Origin of the sequence: Calothrix rhizosoleniae SC01 (assembly GCF_900185595.1) — a bacterium.
In the GTDB taxonomy this organism is placed as follows: Bacteria; Cyanobacteriota; Cyanobacteriia; order Cyanobacteriales; family Nostocaceae; genus Calothrix_A; species Calothrix_A rhizosoleniae.
Map to the genome: position 1 here is coordinate 1 of NZ_FYBH01000454.1, position 4,525 is coordinate 4,525.

Consider the following 4,525-nt stretch of genomic DNA (forward strand, 5'->3'; position numbering starts at 1 on the left):
ATTAGACTTGTTGCGAATTAAGCTAAAAAAGTGGCTAAAACCCTTGTCAATCAAGGTATTCAGCTATTTATGAGTGTAAATGACCGTAAGCCTTATGTTATAAGCTTTTCAGCCGTTTCAAATTTTATTACGCAACAAGTCTATTAATTCCATTGCCGGTGTAATCACACTGTTGCGAACTTAGCTCACATCCAGCGACGTTATCGGGGTCTTCTTCAAAAGGTTCATTGCTTATGACCCACTCGGATGTTTGATTTCCGTCAATGACAATAAAATAAGCCAGACTTCCTGCATAATAACCGTCTGGAATTACCCCACTATTAAGAGAAATACTATTCGCGCATTTGTACAGCCAAGTTCCCCCACCATTCCACGTAAGATATTGTCCTTGGGGTCGGTCACTTGTTGCATGTTTTGCAAGTTTCTTCCATGCTTTCATTAGTAATCGTCTGGATTTAAACCAGTCTCTAGGTTGAGTTTGGCAAAGTTAACCGTTAGTGGGTCAAGTTGATAACGGTCGTTATTCGCACCCCGATTAATGAAATTGCTAAAACTCGATTCAATGTAAATTGATACATCCGTATCACCATCGAATTTAGTTTGTGTAAGAGTGGTAGCAGCCTGTATCATAATTGCAGCTAGCAAGGACTCTGCTGTATTGGTTGCGCTGGCAGTCAATCCGGCTAAATCAGCTTTGTTGATTGTCACAGTTGAAGCGTCTTGTGTTGCGTTAGCTCCAAATACTTCGGTTAATGTTGGTTCTGACATAAATTTTTGATTTTTTAAATATTTCTTTAAACCTGTTTTAACTCTTCATCAAAACAGCGTAAACATTCCGGTTTTACATATTTCTGGTAGTTGCACTGAACCGCCACAACCCTTGCCAGACATATGATTAAGCCAGGTCTACTAACCTGACACACACATAAAAATTCCGGTTTTACCTCAATATTTGGTAAAACCGGAAGTCAAAAATGAAAAACGGTTTGAAAAAAAGATGAAAAATAATCGGAGTGGAAAATCAGCAGTTCTGACTAATTCAGATTACTCCAAAATTAGAAAAAATATTATAAGTCAAAAATATAAAATCCTGTTAGATATTGCTTGGTACACAGGGGAGAGATGGGGGGCACTGGTACAGCTACGTAAAAGTGACTTATACCAAGATAATGGTAAGCCCAAAAGTCATATAACATTCCGTGCCAGAACCCGCAAGGCTTCCACTGACGGCACAAGGAAGACAAGGCAGATACCTATCAATGAAACACTGTGGAACGTCTTAAACAGTTACTCTCCCAAAGATGGGTATTTGTTCCCAAGCAAAAGTCATACCGAAACGCATATAACCTTAAGAAATGCCGATCAGGTTTTAAGAAAAGCCGTTGCTAAAGCTGGTCTGGAAGCCAAGGGAATAAGCACCCACTCAACACGGGTTACTTTCATTACCAAGCTCCACGAGCAAGGAATTGATATTTATACAATTCAACAAATAACAGGTCATAAGGACTTAAAAGCTTTAGCTGGATATATCAACATTTCACCAGACCGTATCAAAAACGCAATTAATTTACTTTAAATATGAAAATCGCAATTGATTTGGGACACGGATGCCCCTACGATGGTGGTGCCGTGGGAGTTCGTAGGGAAGAAGATTTAATTAATGAGGTTGGAGAGCAATTAATCGAAAAGCTTCAACAATTGGGTCACACAGCTATCAAGTGTAGACCTTCTTGGGCTAAAAGTGATACCAATTCGCTGTGGCAACGGTGCAATACCGCAAACGTGAATAAGGCTGATATCTTTGTATCACTACATTTCAATGCTTACAATGGCAAGGCTTACGGTACTGAGACTTTTGCCATCAGTAATGCTGGTAGGAGAATTGCAACATCCGTGCAGCAAGAAATATGTAAGCTGGGATTCTACAACAGGGGGGTTAAGACGACTCGATATTACGTTTTAAGGAATACTAACATGCCCGCAATCCTTATAGAGGGAGCTTTCTGTGATTCTAAACGGGATATGAAATTATTCGACGCTGAGAAAATGGCTGATGCGATAGTACGCGGACTAGTTTAAAATTAATTTTTTAAGTCTCACTTGCGATCGCTATTCTCAGCATCATAGTGGTCGCAATTTTTGATGTTAAAATTAGCACTTACTCTTGGATGAAGTTCCAGGTAGTAGATGCACCTATAATCAGTTACCCACTAGCGCGTAGTGGGTATTTTCTATCTAATATCCGAACTTAAGCATCTAAAATCCGAACTTAACTTCTGATTAAGTCCACTATCTCATGGGGTAATTTACCCAACGCGATCGCACCTTTCACTATCTCCATCCTCTCCCTTGCTTTGGGATTATCGCAACTGCCAATGTACCGCCGCCGTTTTTTAGTGCCTTCTCTCCATGTAAACCGCCAATAATAATACTTGTGACCATTCCTAGGAACTGAGTACTTTTCAACCCATCCATTGTGTTGGTGGGCAAGGTTTTTAGTATCATTCTCTACTTGCCCACTAACACTTTTATCCGTAAATATGTGTTGGTGGGCAAAATTATTCGTATCATTTCTTGCTTGCCCACTAACACTTTTACACGTAGATGTTTGTTGGTGGGCAATCTCTAAATCCTCTAAGCAATGGGTGCTGGAATGACCCCAACCATCCCAAAGTACTTCACACCAGGTCGAATGTACCTGTAAAATCACCCCTTCCTTATCACAAGGACGGATGGGGTCGATATCTCGAATGCGATCGCCTACCTGAATAGTTGGGGGGCAATCAAAATTTTCATCCCAACAGGGGTCATAGGATGTGCCAATCATAGGACTGTCTAAAAGTCCTAAATCAAGTGCTAATTGCTTCATAATTAATGTTAAGTAAATATGTTGTGCCTCACGAATATGTGAGGTTTTTTTATGTGCAATCTAATACATCGGGAGTAAGATTGATTGCTTTTAATTCTTTACGAATTGTATTTCTAAATTCTGGTTTGCATCTCCATTCGACTGCCCAAAGATAAAGCCTCACTGCAGCTTTTTGAACGGGTATATTTAATTGATTCGCTACATAATTTGTTAATTCTTCTTTATTTAATTTATTAATCTCCTGGTTCTGTGTCGGTATATATGAATTGTTCTCTATATTGACTTCTATATTATTGTTTTCACTATCCGGACAAATGGATTCTTCTGTATCAATAAATGCATCTTTCTTTTGAGGTAAATCCATTTGTTCATCTTGATAAATGAGTCTGTGCAAGGCTTCCTGAACTTTCTCCACATTAAGTTTATATTGATATGTGCGGTCATATTTTATGTGCGGGTTGTGCCGTTTTTCGATAAAACCTTTTTCTGTTAGAATAGAAACAGCATTGCGAATAGTGTTAATTCCATGCTCACCCATTAACTCTTCTTGGAGGCGTGCAATAGACTTATAAATCCATTCCCGGACTTTTCCCATCTGTTTAAGTTTATTAGTCCAAAATTCAAAGATACTTAGTAATTTCGCTGCACAATGATTACCTGTTATTTCTAGGTATTCCATTCTGAGCATTACTAATGGGGAAGATTCTGGATGTTGAATTACTGATTTATTTTTCATTTTTTTATCTCGATAGTTATAATCTCACCTACTGGTAATAGGTGATTTTTTTTGCTTTTGGACTTGGGCATGACAATTGGCACCACAAAATTATTTGCAGTGCATTAAATAAGCCGATCGCATATCCGGATGCGATCGGCTTATTCGTTATGAGAAGCTAAATCAAGTATTTCTGCTTTCAGCGCCTGGATTGCTTCCTTGAAAACAACTTCCTGCTCCTTGCTCTCAGAATAGCGAGCCTCAAGACGTTGCTGGTGAGATTGAACATAATTCAAGTAAGCCTTTTCTATAAATTCAAGGCGCTCTAGGATTTTCCCATCATTAGCTTTTCCTGGGTTGGAAGTTGCCCTAAAGGTATTATCCCTTGAGCAATCTTCCTTATCAGGTCTGACCTGTTGAGTCCCATTGATTCTGCTTGTACTTTGAAGGCTTGCCAATCTTTCTCGCTGATCATCACCGTGGCTCGAATGGAGTCTTCCGGTAATTTCCTGGGTCTTCCCATTTATGCATTCCATTACGACATCCCCATTTTATTGTATGAACAAAACACTTTTATATGAATTAAATACTTGACAGGTTTCATTCATATAATACAATAACATTAGTTTCTTTCATACGAAACAATCCAAACTAACCAAACCGAGTGGAGATGGTAGCCCACTTAATAGCAACGATCTACCAGTGTTGGGGGATAGCGATAAAGCACTACTTATGTGACTGTGACTAAGGTCTACCCGTGGGTATTGAGTCGCAAAGGTTTGTGGTAAAGGACTTTGTTTATGTGATTGGAGGTGAATTTTGACACAGCCAATAGGCTATTACATCGACACCACAATTCCAGTGGTGGCGGATATTGAGGAGAAATACGGCTCAAGTCTTGAGGGGATAAGTAGAACAGAGAGATTGCGCTTGATGACTGT

7 protein-coding genes are annotated in these 4,525 nt (G+C 39.3%); 2 read left to right on the forward strand and 5 right to left on the reverse strand.

All coding sequences use genetic code 11. From position 1 onward, the window contains the following. Nucleotides 1-127: 127 nt before the first annotated feature. Both CALSC_RS25320 and CALSC_RS25325 read right to left on the reverse strand, forming a co-directional pair. Entirely contained in the window at nt 128-439 is a 312-nt protein-coding gene (locus CALSC_RS25320) for a hypothetical protein (RefSeq protein WP_088243945.1), read from the reverse strand. After that, entirely contained in the window at nt 439-768 is a 330-nt protein-coding gene (locus CALSC_RS25325) for a hypothetical protein (RefSeq protein WP_088243946.1), read from the reverse strand. The genes CALSC_RS25320 and CALSC_RS25325 overlap by 1 nt, the downstream gene beginning before the upstream one ends. A 229-nt stretch (nt 769-997) precedes the next feature. Here CALSC_RS25325 and CALSC_RS25330 point away from each other — a divergent pair, with 229 nt between their 5' ends. Both CALSC_RS25330 and CALSC_RS25335 read left to right on the forward strand, forming a co-directional pair. Beyond that, nucleotides 998-1,576: a tyrosine-type recombinase/integrase gene (locus CALSC_RS25330; RefSeq protein WP_088243947.1), complete on the forward strand. Its 579-nt coding sequence runs from the start codon at nt 998-1,000 to the stop codon at nt 1,574-1,576. 2 nt (nt 1,577-1,578) lie between these two features. Further along, nucleotides 1,579-2,079, forward strand: coding sequence for an N-acetylmuramoyl-L-alanine amidase (locus CALSC_RS25335; protein WP_088243948.1), 501 nt, complete (start codon nt 1,579-1,581; stop codon nt 2,077-2,079). A 190-nt stretch (nt 2,080-2,269) separates the two neighbouring features. Here CALSC_RS25335 and CALSC_RS25340 read toward each other — a convergent pair whose 3' ends face one another. The 3 genes from CALSC_RS25340 to CALSC_RS25350 form a co-directional block, all read right to left on the reverse strand. Next, a complete protein-coding gene (locus CALSC_RS25340; RefSeq protein WP_088243949.1) occupies nt 2,270-2,869 on the reverse strand; it encodes a hypothetical protein in 600 nt (199 codons plus the stop codon). A 49-nt stretch (nt 2,870-2,918) separates the two neighbouring features. Further along, a complete protein-coding gene (locus tag CALSC_RS25345; protein WP_088243950.1) occupies nt 2,919-3,605 on the reverse strand; it encodes a helix-turn-helix domain-containing protein in 687 nt (228 codons plus the stop codon). Nucleotides 3,606-3,745: 140 nt separating this feature from the next. Further along, nucleotides 3,746-4,120 (reverse strand): hypothetical protein, encoded by a 375-nt coding sequence (locus tag CALSC_RS25350; protein WP_088243951.1) that lies wholly within the window; start codon nt 4,118-4,120, stop codon nt 3,746-3,748. Nucleotides 4,121-4,525 lie beyond the last annotated feature (405 nt).

Bases quoted from the DNA above. Each gene is read 5' to 3' on its own strand.
- CALSC_RS25320 (WP_088243945.1), bottom strand. From the start codon at position 439: ATGAAAGCATGGAAGAAACTTGCAAAACATGCAACAAGTGACCGACCC.
- CALSC_RS25325 (WP_088243946.1), bottom strand. From the start codon at position 768: ATGTCAGAACCAACATTAACCGAAGTATTTGGAGCTAACGCAACACAA.
- CALSC_RS25330 (WP_088243947.1), top strand. From the start codon at position 998: ATGAAAAATAATCGGAGTGGAAAATCAGCAGTTCTGACTAATTCAGAT.
- CALSC_RS25335 (WP_088243948.1), top strand. From the start codon at position 1,579: ATGAAAATCGCAATTGATTTGGGACACGGATGCCCCTACGATGGTGGT.
- CALSC_RS25340 (WP_088243949.1), bottom strand. From the start codon at position 2,869: ATGAAGCAATTAGCACTTGATTTAGGACTTTTAGACAGTCCTATGATT.
- CALSC_RS25345 (WP_088243950.1), bottom strand. From the start codon at position 3,605: ATGAAAAATAAATCAGTAATTCAACATCCAGAATCTTCCCCATTAGTA.
- CALSC_RS25350 (WP_088243951.1), bottom strand. From the start codon at position 4,120: ATGGAATGCATAAATGGGAAGACCCAGGAAATTACCGGAAGACTCCAT.